Consider the following 16,986-nt stretch of genomic DNA (forward strand, 5'->3'; position numbering starts at 1 on the left):
TCTTAGGATGAAAGTGTCAAAAGGGCCGGGTTTACAAAAACGATTCGAAAGCCGTGGGTACGAGCCCGAATGACCAAATCGGGGAATTCAACCCGGTTCGCCGCGAAAAATTACCCGAAGCGCGGAACACGGAGGGCGAAATTCACCAAAAACGGCGCTCTTTTCGGTCCGCACCGACGGGTACGGTTATTGCGGGTTGCTTTTCGGTATATCAGAAAAACTCTGCCGCTGGATTGGATTTCGTCGCGGCTAGTTTCAAAGGGGTGGCTCAGATGAATGAAAAGATATTGGTCGTCGACGACGAACGTCTCATCCGCTGGACTCTCAGCGAAGCCTTGCGCGGCTGGGGTTATCAAACGCTTGAGGCGGCGAACGTACGCGGCGCGCGTGAGATCATAGAAACCGAGCATCCGTCGGTGACCCTTCTCGACATTAACCTTCCGGACGGATCCGGTCTCGATCTCCTTCGCGAGATCAAGACCGCGCATCCGGACTCGGTAGTGATAATGATCACCGCGAACGTGCTCGTCGACGATACCATCGCGGCGCTTCGGGCCGGGGCATACGACTTCATCGGCAAACCGCTCAATCTCGATGAGATCCGCCTGGCGATTCGGAATTCGATCGAAACGCGCGAGCTCCGCACAACGTTGATGCGGTTTCAGAATGAGCGTTCGAAGGATTTCGGGTTCGACCAGATCATCGGCGACTCCCCGGCAATGACAGAGATGAAATCGCTCGCCGAAAAGGTCGCGGCGAGCGGTGTTTCGAGCGTTCTCCTTCAAGGGGAGTCCGGGACGGGCAAGGACCTGGTCGCCAAGGCGATTCATTTTGCATCGGGACGCGCGGCGCGGCCGTTTGTCGCCATCAACTGCGCCGCGATTCCCGGAACCTTGATGGAGTCCGAGTTGTTCGGCTACGAAAAGGGTGCGTTCACCGATGCCAAGTCCCGAAAGGAGGGGCTCTTTGAGCAGGCCGAGGGCGGAACGCTCTTTCTCGACGAGATCGGCGAGATCGACCTCTCGCTTCAGGCAAAACTCCTGCGCGTTCTCGAAGAAGGGAACTTTCGGAGGGTCGGCGGTTTGAAGGATCTCAACCTCAACGTCCGCGTGATCGCCGCATCGAATCGCGATTTGCGGGAAGAAAGCGAAACCGGACACTTTCGGCTCGACCTCTATTATCGCCTCTCGATCATCCAGCTTGATATCCCGCCGCTCCGATCGCGCGGGCAGGATGTCCTGCGCCTCGCGGCGCATTTTATCGAAACGCTCGGCACGCGTCCGGGAGGTCCGAAAAAACTCTCGCGAGAGGCGGAGAAAGCCTTTGTCAATTACACCTGGCGCGGCAACGTGCGCGAACTCCGAAACGCCATTGAACGTGCGATGATCCTTGAAGACGGTGACGAGATTACGCTCCGTTATCTGCCTAAGGATCTGCTTGAGTCGAACCGTTCGCAATCCGGATTGAATGCCGGCGTCGAACGCGCCGTCGGGCGCTACATCTCGTTTCCGCCCGAAGGCCTGCCGCTCGACGAGGTCGAGCATTTGCTCATCGAGAAGGCTTTGGCGCAAACCGGCGGGAATGTCACGCGTGCCGGAGAGCTCCTGGGAATCTCGAGGGATCGTGTTCGATATCACCTCAAAAAAATGCGACGTCCGCCAGTAAATGTCTGAAAATGATCCATTTCTGAACGAGCTGCACGATTTGCACGCACCGCTCGATGTTCCACTCGTCGTGTCGATCACGGATGCGCGCGGCGTGATCACGCACGTGAACGACCGATTCTGCGAGTTGTCGGGCTATCGGCGCGACGAGTTGGTTGGTAAGACGCACGCCACCATCAATTCCGGGTTTCATTCGAAGACCTTTTTTAGGGACCTTTGGAGGAGCATCAGGCGCGGGCACACGTGGCGCGGCGAGGTGCGCAACCGTGCGAAAAACGGGGAGTTTTTCTGGCTCGACACGACGATCATCCCGTTCCTCGATGAAGACGGTGCGGCCGTGAAGTTCCTGTCGGTACGAAGCGACATCACTGCCCGTAAATCCGGCGAGCAGGCATCTTCCCAGGAATTGATCCGTCGGCTGGCGCGTGAAGAGAAACAGAAAACGGGAATCCTTGAGAGCCTCAGCGAAGCATTCATCTCGCTCGACCGCGATTTTCGCTGCATCTACATCAATCCGGCCGCCGAGCGATACCTGGGAAGCACGATCGAACAGCTTCGCGGCCGCGATATGTGGGAGGTGTTCCCGGATGCGGTCGGAACGCGGTTCGAACGGGAGTTCCGGAAAGCGATGGCAAAGCGGGAGGAAATCGTTTTCGAGGAATTCTATAAGCCAAACGGAAGTTGGCTGGAATTGAGGGCGTTTCCCTGGGAAGACGGACTTGCCATATTCTACCGGGACGTGACTGGAAGAAAGCGGGCCGAGGAACTGATACGCGAGAAGAATCAGCTCCTCGAGCAGACGTACGACGCCATTTTCATATGGAACCCGGACGAGGGCATCGTTTCCTGGAACGCCAATGCCGAGAAGCTTTACGGCTATACCGCCGCCGAAGCGATCGGACGGGAAGTCAGGGAACTGCTCAAGACCGAATATCCGACGTCGTTCCGGCAATTCGTCGCCGATCTCGGCAGGAACGGGTTTTGGGAAGGCGAGCTGATCCAAACGACGCGCACCGGCGAAAATGTGATCGTCGAAAGCCGCCAGCACGTGATGCGGCACGACGAGAGCCGTTTGACGGTGATCGAAACCTCCCGCGACGTCACGGACAGGCGACGTCTCGAGTCGAAGCTGTCGCGTTCGGCCAAACTGGCGCTTGTCGGCGAACTTGCGGCCGGACTGGCGCACGAGATCAAAAACCCGCTCGCCGGGATCAAGGGAGTCGTCGACATCCTTCTCGAGCGGCGGCGGGCCGTCAAATCGGACGAATCGGAGATCTTGGAGAGCGTTCGAAGCGAGATCGACAGGATCGACCGTACCGTCAGGATGCTTCTGCGGAATTCGAGGCCGAAACCGGTCGAGATCAGGCGCGCCGCTCTCGATGACACGATCAGACGTGCCGTCAAACTCGCGTCGTATCAGTTTCACCAACAGCGGAGCGGCGCGGAACCGATTCGCCTCGTACTTCCCGAGAATCATCTTTTGGTGCCGCACGACGAGTCAAGCATAGAGGATGCCGTTCTGAACCTGATCCTGAATGCCGGCGACGCGATCGGCGACCGTCCGAACGGGCTGATGACGGTTGCACTCGAATCTGACGGCAAGGCCGCGTTGATCAGTGTGTCCGACAACGGGTGCGGAATCGAAACCGCAAAACACGACGAGATATTTCTACCGTTCAAGACCTCGAAGAACGACGGCACAGGGCTCGGACTTACCGCGGTCAAGCGAATCGCACGCGCGCACGGTGGCGATTGCGCCGTCGAATCGGTTCCGGGGAAGGGCTCGACATTTACGATCATTCTTCCGCTTGGCGAAAACACGCCACGCGTCCGTTGACGTTGTCGGAGTCGGCGCTCGCTTCGGAAGCGGACCGGGAAACATCGAAGAGGCGAACGAAAAAAAACTCACAGGCCGGCCTGGATTCCGGTTCCACTGGAAAAACTATGAAAATTGAGGAAATTGCATATCACAGGACGGAACTGGGCGAACTCGTGCTTCGCCGGCGGATCGAACCAAGACTCGGAGACCTTGAGATATTCGAGGTCAAACTCGGTGACGAGTTTCTGATGTCAAGCCTTTTCACGAACGGGGAGGAAGAGCTGTCGGCGCTCGGGCTGGCCGGACTGGCAGGTGGACTCGACGTGGTTGTCGGCGGTCTCGGGCTCGGCTACACTGCGGTCGCCGCATTGCGAAACGAGAAAGTTCGTTCGTTGCTGGTGATCGACAAGTTTCAGGAAGTCATAGACTGGCATTTGAACGGACTCGTGCCGCTCGGCGAGGTGTTGGCCGGCGACCAACGGTGTGAATTGCGTGCCGGCGACTTCTTTGCGCTGGCGCGAACCGGTTTCGACGCCGCCGATCCGGAGCGGCGGTTCGACGCGGTTCTGCTCGACATCGATCATTCACCGGAGCATTATCTCGATGAAACGAACCGTTCGTTCTACGGCACCGAAGGTTTGAACGCGCTTCGCGGGCAGTTAAAGTCCGAGGGTGTTTTCGCGCTCTGGTCCAACGATCCCTCCGACGGTAAGTTCATTGATCATCTCCGGTTCGTTTTCGGTGAGGCGTCCGGTCACGACATCGAATTCGCGAATCCTTACACGAATTCGGTCTCGGTCAATTCCGTATACATTGCGAGAAACCGGACGCAAACCCCGGTGTTGCGATAGCGCGGCACGCGTGAAGCGGGACAAAGGGATGTAGAGGCCCTCTGGCGTGCGTCCGATAACGTATCAACGGAATTGGGTAAAATTACCCGATCGGGCGGAGGGAAATCCCCAAAGAATCGTTGAACCAAGCCGACTGTGTACCATAAGCTGTTGTGTCTGAACGTCTTGTCAGTATCTTGGACGATGGAACGCAAGTTGCCCTTGAATGAGAACGGAAGGCAACAAATTGGACTGACGGGGCGCGGGACGGATCGCCGGGAACGGCGGTCCGTCCCGGACGGGAGGCAAGAATTCCGGCCCGCTGGAGGTGAAATATGAGCAAGATCCTGAATGTCGTGATGATACTCGTTTCACTCGCTTTCGTAATGTATTTGAACCGAACCCGAGAAGTTGGAATTCGGAGACCGGCGAGGCGTCTGGTTCGTTACGGCCATCCCGTGTTGAGATAACAGTATTCCCTGGAGGTAAATGCTATGAGAATCGGAGAAATAATGACTGCGGATCCGGCGTACGTAACCGTCGACACGAGTTTGCACCAGGTGGCGCAATTGATGGCGGACCGTGACTGCGGGATCGTCCCGGTGATCGAAACGGCTGAGCGAAGAAAGCCGGTCGGCGTGATCACCGACCGCGATCTCGCCCTGCGGACGATCGCCCACAACAAGAATCCGCTGCATATGATCGCCGGCGAAGTGATGACCGAGATGGTCGTCACGGTCGAGGCGGACGCGTCGGTCGAGGAATGCGTGCGTTTGATGGAAACGAACCGCATTCGTCGGGTGTTCGTGGTCGACCAGAATGGCAACCTTGAAGGCGTCGTGGCGCAGGCCGACATCGCCCGGCACGCGCCGGCCGTTGCGACTGCCGGCCTTCTGAAGGACCTGTCGGCCAAAGCGATCGCATAGAGGGTGGAATCGGTTCAAAAAATGCAGGCGTACGTGCTTGGCGCGGCCGGTAGGGTCGAAGACCGGCCGTTACGCCTTTTGCGCGTGAGAATTCCGCGCGCCGAAACGGACGAGGTACTTGTTCGGGTGACGGCGTGCGGGATTTGCCGAACGGATCTGCATATCTGCGAAGGAGATCTTGAAAGGCGCCGCGAACACATCATTCCCGGGCATCAGGTTGTCGGGCGGGTTGCCGAATGCGGAACCTCGGCAGGGAAGTTCGCGATCGGCGAACGCGTCGGTATCGCCTGGCTCGGAAAGACCTGCGGCCGCTGCCGTTTCTGCATTGGCGGAAAGGAAAATCTGTGTGACGCTCCGGAGTTCAACGGCTGGACGCGCGACGGCGGGTTCGGCGAATACGTCGCCATACCGGAAAACTTCGTATACCGTATCCCGGACTCTTTTACCGACATCGAAGCCGCGCCTTTGCTTTGCGCCGGAATCATAGGCTACCGCTCGCTGCGCCTGACCGGAATCGATCGGGATTCCTGGGCCGGGGCGCGTCTCGGGATCTATGGATTCGGTGCCGCCGGGCATATCGCGATCCAGATCGCCCGCAAACGCGGCGCCGAGGTTTATGTCGCGACGCGCGATCGTGAACGCCATCAGGCGCTTGCGGTCGAACTCGGGGCCGTCTGGATCGGCGATACGTTTGAACGCCCGCCGGTGGAACTCGACGCCGCGATCGTCTTTGCGCCGGCCGGCGAGATCGTCCCTGCGGCGCTTAAGGCGCTCGGAAAAGGCGGAAGCCTCGTTCTCGGCGGGATACATATGTCGCCGATTCCGGAATTCGAGTACAAACTGATCTACGGCGAGCGGATCGTTCGCTCGGTGGCGAACAACACCCGGGCCGACGGCGAGGAATTTCTCAATGAGGCAGCACAAGCCGGCGTCCGGACGCATACGCAGGTCTTCGCCTTCGACGAACTTCCCGAAGCGCTCATCGCCCTCAAACACGACGCCATCCGCGGCGCGGCCGTTCTGGAAGTCGATGAAACACCTGCACGGTTTCCAACATCGCCGAACTAAAAAGCAACTCAAGCGCGTTCTTGGAGCAGGTTCGCAATGGCGCGGAAATTATCGTCAAAAACCGAAACCGTCCGGTTGCCCGGCTAATGCGGCTTGCGGTTGGGGACGATTTGGACGCGGAAGAAGAGATTTTGGTTAATGCGTTTGCCGTTGGAAGCGAAGTCCGGCGCCCGGCGTTTATTTTGATATCATTAGAGAAATGATAAGGTCCGAGCGTGATGAGGACAAGTGCGATTGTTCCGGTTTGCGTCCGGCAGAATGCGGGTCAGAGGCCCGATTTTTGATGCGGTTACGGGTGAGGAAATCTATGAAAGTCGCGGTGATCACATTGGTGCTGCTTTTTGCCATTGGCCCGACGTTCTCGCAGGCGCAGAGCGTCGAAACTGCCGTCAAAGCCGCGTTTGAGCCGGAGTTCGTGCACATACCGGCAGGGCGGTTCCGAATGGGGTCCGACATTGGAATGGTTGATGAGTCGCCGGCGCACACCGTGGTCATCGAAAGGGAATTCTGGTTGCAGGCAACTGAGGTAACGCAGGCCGAATGGGAATCGGTGATGGGCGTGAATCCATCGTCGAATCCCGGTTGCGGGCGCTGTCCGGTTGAGACCGTGTCTTGGGACGAGGTTAAGCAGTTCATCGCAAAACTCAACGAGCGGGATGAAGAATTCGAGTACCGGCTTCCGAGCGAAGCGGAATGGGAATACGCCGCACGTGCGGGAACCGTTGCCGACGCTTTGCCGACCTTAGACTCCGAAGCGTGGTATTTCACAGGCAGGTCCGTCGGAGGCGCGCAGCCGGTCGGCTCGAAGAGTCCGAACCGGTGGGGCCTGTACGACATTCTCGGAAATGTCTGGGAATGGGTCGAAGACCGCTATGGTCGGTACGGCGGCCCCCCAAAAGACGAACGATTACGCGTGTTCCGTGGCGGTTGTTGGGCGACGGCCGCCGACATCCTCAGACCGGCTTACCGCGGCGCCGCCTACCAAAGCGATAGACTTACCCTTGTCGGATTTCGAGTCGTGCGTTCGGCAAAGAGGCTGAGCTAAATGCGCACATCCCGACGAGGACTGGTGAAGAAGTAAGGCGCCAAGGGGAACCACACTCTCTGCGTCTGATAATAAAGATTATGTAGTAAGTGCTTAAGGCGCGTCGCCGGCCTTGACCTTGTCGAAGACCTCTTTGAGCGCCTGCAGTATCTGTTTCCGGTCGCCGGTCTCTCCGCCGGCGAACCTGATCGTCAAGTCGAACCCGCTGCTCTTCGACTGGAACCGAAATCGGTTCTCGGATTGATTCTCCCGCGCTGCCGAGGCTCCGGGCTTTTCGGGCCGCGCCGCCTTCCGGATATCCTCGCGCGTGAGGTTCCTTTCGGCGATCGTTTCGACAAAGGTCCGCATCGCCGCGTCGTCGAACTGGCGCGCGACCTCGAGCAATGTCGATTTCGCGCTGATGCCCGCGGTCGCGCATTTTTCGCGGATCTCTTGCGGAATTCCGGCGAGCGTCATCGATTCCGTGACCGACGTCCTGCTCTTGCTGATCTTTTTGGAGATCTCGTCGTGAGTGTAGCCATAGTGCTTCGCGAGCGCCGCCAGACCGTCGGCCTCTTCCCAAAGCGTCAGGTCCTTGCGCTGCATATTCTCTATGAGCGCGATCTCGGCGATCGATCGTTCGTCGATGTCGAGCTCGATGCACGGGACTTCCTTGAGCCCGGCGAGATTTGCGGCCCGCCAGCGGCGCTCGCCGGCGATGATCATCCACATACCCGTTTCGGGGACAGGCTTGACGAGCAGCGGTTCGAGCACGCCCTTTTGCCTTATCGAACTCGAAAGCTCGGACAGGTCCCCGATCTCGGTGCGCGGCTGATCCGGATTGGGTTCGATCTGGCTGATCGGCAGAATTCTCCCGACGGTCCGGTTGGTGCGCGCGAGATCATCGACGTAATGCGAATCGTGACGCATCTTGATTTCCACTGGTAGACCGATTCTAGGCACGACTTAACACCTCTTTGCTTAGTTTCTTGTATTCATCGGCGCCGGACGAATGCGGCGCGTAGCTGAAGATCGCTTCTTTGTGCGCCGGGGATTCCTCGAGCCGGACGCTGCGCGTAATGACGGTCTTGAAGGCCTTTTCGCCGAAAACCTGCCGGATGTGCGCCTCGACGTCCTTTGAGAGTGCCGTACGCCGATCGAACAGCGTCACCAGCACGCCCATCAGGTCGAGGTCGGGATTCGGCCGGGCGCGGACCTTTTCGATCGTTTCGAGCAGATCGTCGGTGCCTTCAAGCGCGAAATACGATGACTGGATCGGGATCAGGACGTGCGACGCCGCGACGAGCGCGTTGACGGTGATGATCCCAAGGGTCGGCGGCGTGTCAAAGAAGATCACGTCATAATCGTTCCGGATCTGCTCGAGCCGGTCGCGCAGACGGAATATGGCGTCAAAATCCCCAACGAGCTTCGCCTCGAGCTTGGCGAGACTGATGCGCGACGGAACGATATGGAGCCCGTCGACCTTTGTCCGGCATATGAAATTCTCCCAGGGCTCGTCAAGCTCGGTCATCAGCTCGAAAACGCTCCCGTTGATGTCTTCCGAATGAACGAACGACAGCGAACTGTTCCCCTGCGGATCAAGGTCGAGCAACAGGACGCGTTTGCCGGCGAGCGCGCAGGCCGCCGAGAGATTTATCGCGGTGGTGGTTTTTCCGACCCCGCCTTTTTGGTTAGCGATTGCGATGATCATTATTGTTTGTCTCTAATTTATCCGATCAGATCGGGCCAGTCCTCCGGCGGCGGCGGCGCTTCGGATTCGAAATCCGGCTCGGCCTGTGAAGATGCGGACGAAATATCAAGCACTTTCTGGTCGGCGAAGATCGCGCTGTCGGCGCGCAGGGCGAGCGCAATCGCATCGGACGGCCGCGCGTCGAGCGTGACTAGCTTGCCGCTCTCGTCGGTCAGTTCGATCACGGCATAGAACGTGTTTTCGCGAAGATCGGAGATGATCACGCGCGACACTTTCATTCCCATCTCGGTGACCAGATTTCGGATAAGGTCGTGCGTCATCGGCCGCTGCGGCACGATCTTTTCGATCTCGAGCGCGATCGCGTTGGCTTCGAACGCACCGACCCAGATCGGCAGCACGGCGTCCGTATCGACGCCCTTAAGCACCACGATCGGCGAATTGCTGTTCGGATCCATTATCAGAGCGCCGATTTTAACTTCGATTAACATTTCAGAATCTTCTAGGATTTGGTTTCAGACATCTTACCAAACAACGTGTTGGTTTTGCATTCCGTGATCTCAACATCGACGATTTTTCCGATCGATTCGGGTTCCCCCGGGAAATTGACCAAACGGTGGCAGGTCGAATGTCCGCGGAGCGCATCCTCGGACCTGCTCGAAATACCTTCAACCAATACTTTAAGTGTCGTTCCGAGCGTTGCTTGGAAACTACTGAGCTGATTGAGCTTTTGGACTTGCTCGAGTTCGAGGAAGCGGCGCGTTTTGACCTCCGCCGGGACATCGTCTTCCATTTCGTACGCCGGCGTTCCGGGCCGCGGCGAGTACTTGAAAATGTACGCCGAATCGAACCTGCAGTACTCGGCCAAACGCACGGTCGCCTGAAAATCTTCTTCGGATTCGCCCGGAAATCCGACGATGATGTCGGTCGAGAGGGCGATCCCGCGCGGGGAACTGCGGATTCGGTCGATGCGCTTGAGATAACTGTCGATGGTGTGGCCGCGGCGCATCATTTTGAGCACGCGGTCACTTCCCGACTGCACCGGCAGATGCACCCAGTTGCAGAGGTTGTCGTTCTCCTCGATGGCGTCGACGATGTCCGGGTGGAAATCCCTCGGAAACGACGTCGTGAATTTGATCCGCGGCATTCCGGTCGCGGCGACCGCGCGCAAAAGCCTCGCGAACGGGGTCGCCCCCTTGAACCGTTCGAGTCCGGAATCCGTCAAAGGGCGATAGCTGTTGACATTCTGGCCGATGAGGTGGATCTCCTGGACGCCTTCGCGCCGCAGTTTAAGCACCTCGCGAACGATCTCAGACGCGGCAAGGCTCTTCTCCCGACCGCGCGAGAACGGCACAATGCAGTAGGTGCAGAACTTGTTGCAGCCCTCGATGATCGGGACGAACGCGACGTGCGGCGACGATCGCCGGGACTCGGAGACCGACCAGTCGTAGTCGAGTTCCCTTTCGTCGAGATCGACATATCCGGGTTCTCCGTCGAGGGCGGCGCCGATCGCCTTTGAAATGCGTCCGACGGCCTTTGTACCGAGCACGAAATCGATTCCCGAATTTCGTTTGAAGAGCGTATCGCCTTCAAGCTGCGCAACGCAGCCCATGACGCCGATGAGTGGTCTGCCTTCGGGACGCGAGGTCGCGATCTGACCGACGCGGGTGTACAATTTATGCTCGGCCTTTTCGCGCACCGAGCACGTGTTGAGCAGCACGATATCGGCCGACGATTCGTCGGCCGTGACCTCGTAGCCGTCGGCTTCGAGGGTCGACAGAGCCCTTTCGGAATCGGAAACATTCATTTGACATCCGAATGTTTCGAGATAAACTTTTTTCATAAGTTAGAAGCCTTCAGCACACTGGAAATCAATGCCGAAAACCGCGAACGAGAAGACACAATCAGACCAATTCGTGCATCTTCATTTGCATACGGATTATAGCCTTTTGCAAAGTGCAATCCAAATCAAGCCTCTCGCCGCGCGTCTCTCCGAATTCGGTATGAAGGCCTGCGCCATAACCGATTCGGGCAACCTCTACGGCGCGATCACGTTCTATAACAAACTGCGCGAAAAGGATGTCAGGCCGATCCTCGGTTACGAGGCGCTCTTGACGTTCGAGAGCCGTTTCGACCGGACGAGCGCGCTCAAACCGGGAGAAAGGCCGTTCTATCCGGTCGTGCTTCTCGCGCGAAACATCGAGGGTTACCAGAATTTGGTGTGGCTTGCATCGAAAGCGTTCACCGAAGGTTTCCATCACCGGCCGCGGATCGACCTCGAGATATTGAAAGAGCGCGCCGGCGGCCTGATCGCGCTTTCGGGCGGCGAGCACGGCCCCGTGAATCACTACCTCGCCACCGGAAACCGCGCCAGGGCAGAGGAAACGGCGCGCATTTTCAGGGATATCTTTGGCCCGGATGGTTTCTATATCGAGGTCCAGAATCATGGGATCGCCTCCGAGACCGACCGTAACCGGGAATTGGCGGCGCTTGCCTCTGAACTCGGGATCGAACTCGTCGCGACCAACGATGCTTTCTATCTGAACGAGGAAGACGCGCGCGCGCAAGAGGTCCTGATGTGCATCGGCGAGGGCAAGACGATGGTCGAGTCGACGCGGACCGTTCTCGGGAGTTCGAAGTACTACGTCCGCTCGGCCCCCGAGATGTGGGAAGCGCTCGGCGGGGATTATCCGCAAGCGCTGCTGAACACATTGAAGATAGCCGAAGCCTGCGAACTCGATCTACCGCTCGGCGACAACCTTACGCTTCCGAATTATCCGATTCCGGAGGATTCCGGGTGTTCGACGATCGAGGAGTATTTCTCAAAGGTCGTCCTTGAAGGCTTCGAGCATCGCCGGCGAACGGTCTGGGAACCGATGGACGGACGCGGAACCCTCAGGCACTCGCTAGAAGACTATCAAAATCGCATCGAGACCGAGATCTCGATGATCAAGAGCATGGGGTTTCCGGGGTATTTCCTGATCGTCTGGGAGTTCATCGAATACGCGAAGCGCAAGGATATCCCGGTCGGTCCCGGCCGAGGTTCCGCGGCCGGGTCTCTGGTCGCCTACAGCCTCGGGATCACCGATGTCGACCCACTCCAGTACGACCTGCTTTTTGAACGCTTCTTGAATCCCGAACGCGTATCGATGCCGGACATCGACATCGACTTCTGTGTACGGGGGCGCGGCGACGTTATCAATCACGTGACCGAGTTCTACGGCCGGGAATCCGTCTGTCAGATCATCACTTTCGGGACGATGGCGTCGAAGGCGGCGATCAAGGACGTCGGCCGGGCTCTGAACATGCCTTACGGCGATGTCGAGCGCGTTGCGAAACTGATCCCGCCTCCGGTCCGCGGCCGAAACGTAAGCATTTCGCAGGCGATCGAGCAGGTCCCCGATCTCAAGTCCCTGATCGACACCAACGAACAGGTCCGCGACCTCGTCGGTCTTGCGCGCATCCTCGAAGGATGTTCGCGGCACGCGTCTGTGCACGCCGCGGGCGTCGTCATCTCGCCCAAACCTCTGCACGAGATCGTGCCGGTCGCGGAATCGGCGAAAGCGGAGTTGACGAGTCAATATACGATGGGCGACCTCGAGGCCGTCGGGATGCTTAAGATGGATTTTCTGGCGCTTACGACGCTTACAGTCATAAACGACTGCTTAAAGAATCTTAAAGCGAAACGCGGCGTGAAGATCGACTGGAGCGCCGTTCCGCTCGACGACCCGGCGACGATGGCGCTTTTCGCCGAGGGGCGTACGGAAGCGATATTCCAGTTCGAATCGTCGGGGATGCAGGAGATCTGCAAGCGCTTAAAACCGAAAGAACTCGAGGACCTCGCGGCGCTTAACGCGCTCTATCGACCGGGGCCGCTCGACGGCGGAATGGTCGACGATTTCATCGCCCGGCACCGCGGCGAAAAGAAGGTGCAATACATCGTTCCGGCGATGGAAGAGATCCTCAAGAACACGTTCGGCATCCTTGTTTATCAGGAGCAGATCATGCAGCTCGCTCAGAAGCTCGCCGGATATTCGCTCGGCGAGGCAGATATGATGCGGCGCGCGATGGGCAAGAAAAAACGCGAGGAGATGGCCCAGCACGAGCAGAAGTTCATCTCCGGCGCGGTGCTTAACGGGGTCAAGAAGGAGAAGGCCGAAGAGATCTTCAAACTGATGGCCCAGTTCGCCGATTACGGCTTCAACCGGAGCCATTCGGTCGCATACGCTTACCTCGCTTTCCAGACTGCTTATCTTAAAGCGCATTACCCCGCTTATTTTTATGCAAGCGTGCTTTCCCATGAAGCACAGGACAGCGCCAAGGTTTACAAGTACTCGAAAGAACTCCGGTCCGCGGGGCTCAAGTTGCTCCCCCCGGACATCAACGAAAGCGACGAGGGCTTTACGCCGCTAGACGGGGCCGTAAGATTCGGGCTGACGGCGATCAAGGGGATCGGTTCGGCGAGCGTGCATTCGATCATCGATGCCAGAAGTTCCGGGCCGTTCGTTTCGATCATCGACTTCATTGAAAGGCTCGAGGCCGGAACGCTCAACCGCAAGGGAATGGAGAGCCTCGTCAACGCCGGCGCTTTCGATTCCCTGCGGCCCGCGGAACTGACGACGACCGCCTGGCGCTCGCGATTGTCGGGCGGCATCGATAAGGCCCTGGCGCACGGCCAGATGCTTGCAAACGACCGGCTTAAGGGCCAGAATGCTCTATTCGGCAATGATCCCGCGGTATTCGCGACCGATTGGCGCGAAATTCTGCCTGAAACGCCGGAATGGACAACCTCCGAGTTGTCGAAGCTCGAAAAGGCGGCGGTGGGATTCTATCTTTCGAACCACCCGCTCGACGAGTTTCAGAGGAGCCTCGAAGCCCTGGACATCCGGAACGTCGCGGACCGCGACGACATCGCGCCGGGCCAGAAACTGACGATCGCCGGAATTGTTTCGGCGGCACAGGTCAAACAGAGCAAGAAAGGCAACAGGTTTTCGGTCTTCCAGCTCGATGATCAGTCGGGCAGCGTCAAATGTCTCTGCTGGGCCGAAAGCTTCGCGCGCTGCTCCGGCGTTCTGAGGGATGACGAGATACTGGTCATCGACGGCCGGGTCGAATCGAACGACGGCAACGAAATGACCTTGATCGTCGAGAATGCGAAGCGTCTTGCCGACGCCGTCCCGCAAATGGCGCGGAATCTGTCGCTGACTCTGCCTTCGGACCGCCTCGGAAACGGGTTCCTGGACGGGATCTTGACGAAATTAAGCCGTGAACAGGGCCGTTGCGAAGTATTTCTCGATGTTCCGCTCGAGGACGGCAACGTGGTCAGGGTTTATGCCCAACCGCTTCGTATACAGGGTTCGGGTCAGCTCGAAAGTGAATTGGTGAAAGAGGGGTGCAAAGTCGAATGGATACTTTAGGCGAACGAGAAGAAGGCGCATACGCGCGCGTGCAGGAGGCACGGAATCCGAAACGGCCGTACACGCTGGATCTGATCGAGACGATGTTTACCGATTTCGTCGAACTCCACGGCGACCGGCGGTTTGCTGACGATCCGGCGATGGTCTGCGGATTCGCCAGGCTCGGCGACTTTGACGTCGCCGTCGTCGGGCAGCAGAAGGGCCGCGATATGAACCAGCGGCGCTTCCGGAATTTTGGAATGCCGAAGCCCGAGGGCTATCGGAAAGCGCTGCGGATGATGAAGCTTGCGGAGAAATTCGGACGCCCCGTGATCACGTTTGTCGACACGCCGGGTGCGTATCCCGGGATCGACGCCGAGGAACGCGGGCAGGCCGAAGCCATCGCCTTCAATCTCCGGGAAATGGCGGCGCTGCGGGTGCCTTTGATCGTCGTCGTCCTAGGGGAGGGCGGCTCCGGCGGGGCTCTCGCGATCGGCGTCGGGGATCGGATTTTGATGCTCGAAAACGCGGTCTACTCGGTGATCACTCCCGAGGGATGCGCCGCGATCCTCTGGAAGGATGCGGCCAAGGCGTCCGAGGCCGCGGCGGGCTTGCGCCTGACGGCCGACAACCTGCGGCGGCTTGAGATCATCGACGGTGTCGTCCAGGAGGATTTCGGGGACGGAAGCTGGGAGATGTCGGAAGAGGGAGCCGCAAGCGACGACCGGATCTTCGGCAACCTGAAATCGGTGCTGATCAAGAATCTTCGCGAACTGACCCGATTGAGTGCCAAGGAACTCGTCAAGCAGCGCTACGATAAGTTCCGCAAAATGGGGCGTTGGGTGGAATAAGGATCCGGAAGGCCGGATCCCCTGTCGACCGAAAGCGGTTAAAAAGGTATGTCGTCGTTGCCTGTCCCGCCCGCGGGCGCAGGCGTCGGCGTCGGATTCGAGGGAACCGGTGCGCCTCCGGAATAGGCCGCTTCATTTGATGTCTCGGAATCTCCGGCACGGCCTCCGAGAAACTGCATATCGGTCGCGGAAACTTCGAGGGTGTATCGGTTGTTGCCGTCGCGGTCCGTCCATTCTTCGACATGAAGACGACCCTCGATGTAGATCGGACTTCCCTTTGTCAGGTATTTGGAAGCATTTTCCGCCTGCCGCCGCCAAAGCGTCACTCGAAACCAGGTGGTAATGTCCTGCATCTCCCCTGCCTTGTCGCGCTTCTTTTCATTAACGGCGACCGAAAAATTGCAGACTGCGTCCCCTTGAGGTGTGTAGCGAAGTTCTGGATCTCGTCCGAGGTTTCCGACGATTGTGATCTTGTTGAATGACATAAGGTGTGTTTTCTCCTTGTTTGGTTTTACGTTTTGAACGTGTATCGAGATTTTAGCAAACTTTTCACGATATTGCCCGCATCAAGGGATGTGGAAACCCGGCGCATTGCGGAAAAAAAGCATCGATGAAAAATAACAGCGCAAGGAAGTTCAGACCCTTCTTGCCGCTCCTGGCGGCGGGACTTTTGTTGTTTCCGGGCGCGCGCGCACACTCGGCCCGGGCACAGCCAAGGTTCGATTCCCCGGTCCGTGTCTGTCGGGTACTTGAATTGGATCAAGACGCATCTCTTGTTACTGCGTCTGATAACGCAATACTCTCCTACCTTTCCAGGAGCGCCCGTAACCTCAATGCTCTTTCGATAGGCGAGTTCCGCAACCTTTGGGCCGTTGAACCCGGCGGACAAATACTCGGTTCGCCGCGTCAGATAGGTTCCGACACGATCGATATTCTGACGGAGACGCCGGACGCTTTCGTCGCACGTTCATTCTCGATCACCTCGGGTCTTGCGCGACAGAGCCATTCGTACTCAAAGACGGAATTTCGAGAAGCGAGTTTCCTCACTGATTCCCTTCTTTTGCGAACGGTCTCGAACGATTTGGTGCGAATATCGCCGGGCGATTCCAAAGCAGTTTGGGAAATCAGGGGCATCAACGCCAATTTGGGCGGAATGGTCGTCGGCGCGGAGCATTTTGCGTTGGGACAGGCGGTCTATGAGACACGGAGCGGCAATCTTGTTCTCAAATTCGATCAACAATTAGTGAGCGCGGTGCTCGGCTTCCGCGGCGACTCGGAGATATTTGCTGCGGGTTCGAGAGGCGAGCTTTACGTGTACGATCTGCGAAAGCAGACACTGCGCTGGCGTTTCAAAACCGGCGGAAAGATCACTTCTGCGGTTGCGTCCGGTAACTCGGTCCTGATCGGTTCCACGGATAATTACCTTTACAAACTGAGCCTCCGGAACGGCTCGCTTGAGTGGAAAACGAGGCTTTTCGATCGTGTACTTGACCGGCCGGTCGTTGCCGGCGGCATCTTTTTCATAGCGAATCAACTGAAGAACTCGGTCGGCATCCACGATTTGCGAGACGGCAGATTGATCAACAGATTCGATGTTCCCGGGGATTCGCTGATAATCGCCGTTCGATCAAGCCCCACCGGAGCCATCGTTTTCACCTCCGACAGCGTCTACGAGGTCGCATCGCAATGCCCGAAATAGC

Annotated in this window: 15 protein-coding genes; 10 read left to right on the forward strand and 5 right to left on the reverse strand. The window is 58.1% G+C overall.

Features of this window, described 5'->3' with window-relative positions; translation table 11 throughout:
• Nucleotides 1-272: 272 nt before the first annotated feature.
• From IPN69_12210 to IPN69_12240, 7 genes are all read left to right on the forward strand, one after another.
• A complete protein-coding gene (locus IPN69_12210) occupies nt 273-1,673 on the forward strand; it encodes a sigma-54-dependent Fis family transcriptional regulator (protein ID MBK8811480.1) in 1,401 nt (466 codons plus the stop codon).
• Nucleotides 1,666-3,501, forward strand: coding sequence for a PAS domain S-box protein (locus IPN69_12215; protein MBK8811481.1), 1,836 nt, complete (start codon nt 1,666-1,668; stop codon nt 3,499-3,501). The genes IPN69_12210 and IPN69_12215 overlap by 8 nt, the downstream gene beginning before the upstream one ends.
• A gap of 107 nt (nt 3,502-3,608) precedes the next feature.
• Nucleotides 3,609-4,334, forward strand: a complete 726-nt coding sequence (locus IPN69_12220) for a spermidine synthase (protein ID MBK8811482.1) — start codon at nt 3,609-3,611, stop codon at nt 4,332-4,334.
• A 473-nt stretch (nt 4,335-4,807) separates the two neighbouring features.
• Complete coding sequence (locus IPN69_12225) at nt 4,808-5,239, forward strand: CBS domain-containing protein (protein MBK8811483.1); 432 nt, start codon at nt 4,808-4,810, stop codon at nt 5,237-5,239.
• 21 nt (nt 5,240-5,260) lie between these two features.
• A complete protein-coding gene (locus IPN69_12230; GenBank protein ID MBK8811484.1) occupies nt 5,261-6,307 on the forward strand; it encodes a zinc-dependent alcohol dehydrogenase family protein in 1,047 nt (348 codons plus the stop codon).
• A 20-nt stretch (nt 6,308-6,327) separates the two neighbouring features.
• Nucleotides 6,328-6,510, forward strand: coding sequence for a hypothetical protein (locus IPN69_12235; protein ID MBK8811485.1), 183 nt, complete (start codon nt 6,328-6,330; stop codon nt 6,508-6,510).
• A gap of 104 nt (nt 6,511-6,614) precedes the next feature.
• The gene (locus IPN69_12240) at nt 6,615-7,352 is read left to right on the forward strand and encodes a formylglycine-generating enzyme family protein (GenBank protein MBK8811486.1); all 738 of its coding nucleotides are present in this window, start codon (nt 6,615-6,617) and stop codon (nt 7,350-7,352) included.
• Between the two features lie 93 nt (nt 7,353-7,445).
• Here the strand turns inward: IPN69_12240 and IPN69_12245 are convergent, their stop codons facing one another.
• From IPN69_12245 to miaB, 4 genes are read right to left on the reverse strand one after another with little or no spacing between them, the layout of a single operon-like run.
• Nucleotides 7,446-8,261: a ParB/RepB/Spo0J family partition protein gene (locus tag IPN69_12245; protein MBK8811487.1), complete on the reverse strand. Its 816-nt coding sequence runs from the start codon at nt 8,259-8,261 to the stop codon at nt 7,446-7,448.
• Between the two features lie 25 nt (nt 8,262-8,286).
• On the reverse strand, nt 8,287-9,042 hold the full coding sequence (locus IPN69_12250) for a ParA family protein (protein MBK8811488.1): 756 nt from the start codon (nt 9,040-9,042) through the stop codon (nt 8,287-8,289).
• Nucleotides 9,043-9,059: 17 nt separating this feature from the next.
• Nucleotides 9,060-9,530: a bifunctional nuclease family protein gene (locus IPN69_12255; protein ID MBK8811489.1), complete on the reverse strand. Its 471-nt coding sequence runs from the start codon at nt 9,528-9,530 to the stop codon at nt 9,060-9,062.
• A gap of 11 nt (nt 9,531-9,541) precedes the next feature.
• A complete protein-coding gene (gene miaB, locus IPN69_12260; GenBank protein ID MBK8811490.1) occupies nt 9,542-10,882 on the reverse strand; it encodes a tRNA (N6-isopentenyl adenosine(37)-C2)-methylthiotransferase MiaB in 1,341 nt (446 codons plus the stop codon).
• A 31-nt stretch (nt 10,883-10,913) separates the two neighbouring features.
• Between miaB and dnaE the strand changes: the two genes are divergently transcribed.
• Both dnaE and IPN69_12270 read left to right on the forward strand, forming a co-directional pair.
• Nucleotides 10,914-14,456, forward strand: a complete 3,543-nt coding sequence (gene dnaE, locus IPN69_12265; protein ID MBK8811491.1) for a DNA polymerase III subunit alpha — start codon at nt 10,914-10,916, stop codon at nt 14,454-14,456.
• Nucleotides 14,444-15,286: an acetyl-CoA carboxylase carboxyltransferase subunit alpha gene (locus tag IPN69_12270; protein ID MBK8811492.1), complete on the forward strand. Its 843-nt coding sequence runs from the start codon at nt 14,444-14,446 to the stop codon at nt 15,284-15,286. The genes dnaE and IPN69_12270 overlap by 13 nt, the downstream gene beginning before the upstream one ends.
• 38 nt (nt 15,287-15,324) lie before the next feature.
• Here the strand turns inward: IPN69_12270 and IPN69_12275 are convergent, their stop codons facing one another.
• Complete coding sequence (locus IPN69_12275; protein ID MBK8811493.1) at nt 15,325-15,771, reverse strand: single-stranded DNA-binding protein; 447 nt, start codon at nt 15,769-15,771, stop codon at nt 15,325-15,327.
• 125 nt (nt 15,772-15,896) lie between these two features.
• On the opposite strand from IPN69_12275, the gene IPN69_12280 reads away from it, so the two are divergent.
• Nucleotides 15,897-16,985: a PQQ-binding-like beta-propeller repeat protein gene (locus IPN69_12280; GenBank protein MBK8811494.1), complete on the forward strand. Its 1,089-nt coding sequence runs from the start codon at nt 15,897-15,899 to the stop codon at nt 16,983-16,985.
• Nucleotide 16,986 lies beyond the last annotated feature (1 nt).

The sequence above is a fragment of the Acidobacteriota bacterium genome, from assembly GCA_016715115.1.
Lineage (GTDB): Bacteria > Acidobacteriota > Blastocatellia > Pyrinomonadales > Pyrinomonadaceae > JAFDVJ01.

Excerpts from the sequence above, each read along its gene's own strand:
- IPN69_12215 (MBK8811481.1), top strand. The coding sequence starts at position 1,666 with ATGTCTGAAAATGATCCATTTCTGAACGAGCTGCACGATTTGCACGCA.
- dnaE (MBK8811491.1), top strand. The coding sequence starts at position 10,914 with ATGCCGAAAACCGCGAACGAGAAGACACAATCAGACCAATTCGTGCAT.
- IPN69_12275 (MBK8811493.1), bottom strand. The coding sequence starts at position 15,771 with ATGTCATTCAACAAGATCACAATCGTCGGAAACCTCGGACGAGATCCA.
- IPN69_12255 (MBK8811489.1), bottom strand. The coding sequence starts at position 9,530 with ATGTTAATCGAAGTTAAAATCGGCGCTCTGATAATGGATCCGAACAGC.
- IPN69_12245 (MBK8811487.1), bottom strand. The coding sequence starts at position 8,261 with ATGCGTCACGATTCGCATTACGTCGATGATCTCGCGCGCACCAACCGG.
- IPN69_12225 (MBK8811483.1), top strand. The coding sequence starts at position 4,808 with ATGAGAATCGGAGAAATAATGACTGCGGATCCGGCGTACGTAACCGTC.
- miaB (MBK8811490.1), bottom strand. The coding sequence starts at position 10,882 with ATGAAAAAAGTTTATCTCGAAACATTCGGATGTCAAATGAATGTTTCC.
- IPN69_12220 (MBK8811482.1), top strand. The coding sequence starts at position 3,609 with ATGAAAATTGAGGAAATTGCATATCACAGGACGGAACTGGGCGAACTC.
- IPN69_12210 (MBK8811480.1), top strand. The coding sequence starts at position 273 with ATGAATGAAAAGATATTGGTCGTCGACGACGAACGTCTCATCCGCTGG.
- IPN69_12270 (MBK8811492.1), top strand. The coding sequence starts at position 14,444 with ATGGATACTTTAGGCGAACGAGAAGAAGGCGCATACGCGCGCGTGCAG.
- IPN69_12240 (MBK8811486.1), top strand. The coding sequence starts at position 6,615 with ATGAAAGTCGCGGTGATCACATTGGTGCTGCTTTTTGCCATTGGCCCG.
- IPN69_12230 (MBK8811484.1), top strand. The coding sequence starts at position 5,261 with ATGCAGGCGTACGTGCTTGGCGCGGCCGGTAGGGTCGAAGACCGGCCG.
- IPN69_12250 (MBK8811488.1), bottom strand. The coding sequence starts at position 9,042 with ATGATCATCGCAATCGCTAACCAAAAAGGCGGGGTCGGAAAAACCACC.
- IPN69_12280 (MBK8811494.1), top strand. The coding sequence starts at position 15,897 with ATGAAAAATAACAGCGCAAGGAAGTTCAGACCCTTCTTGCCGCTCCTG.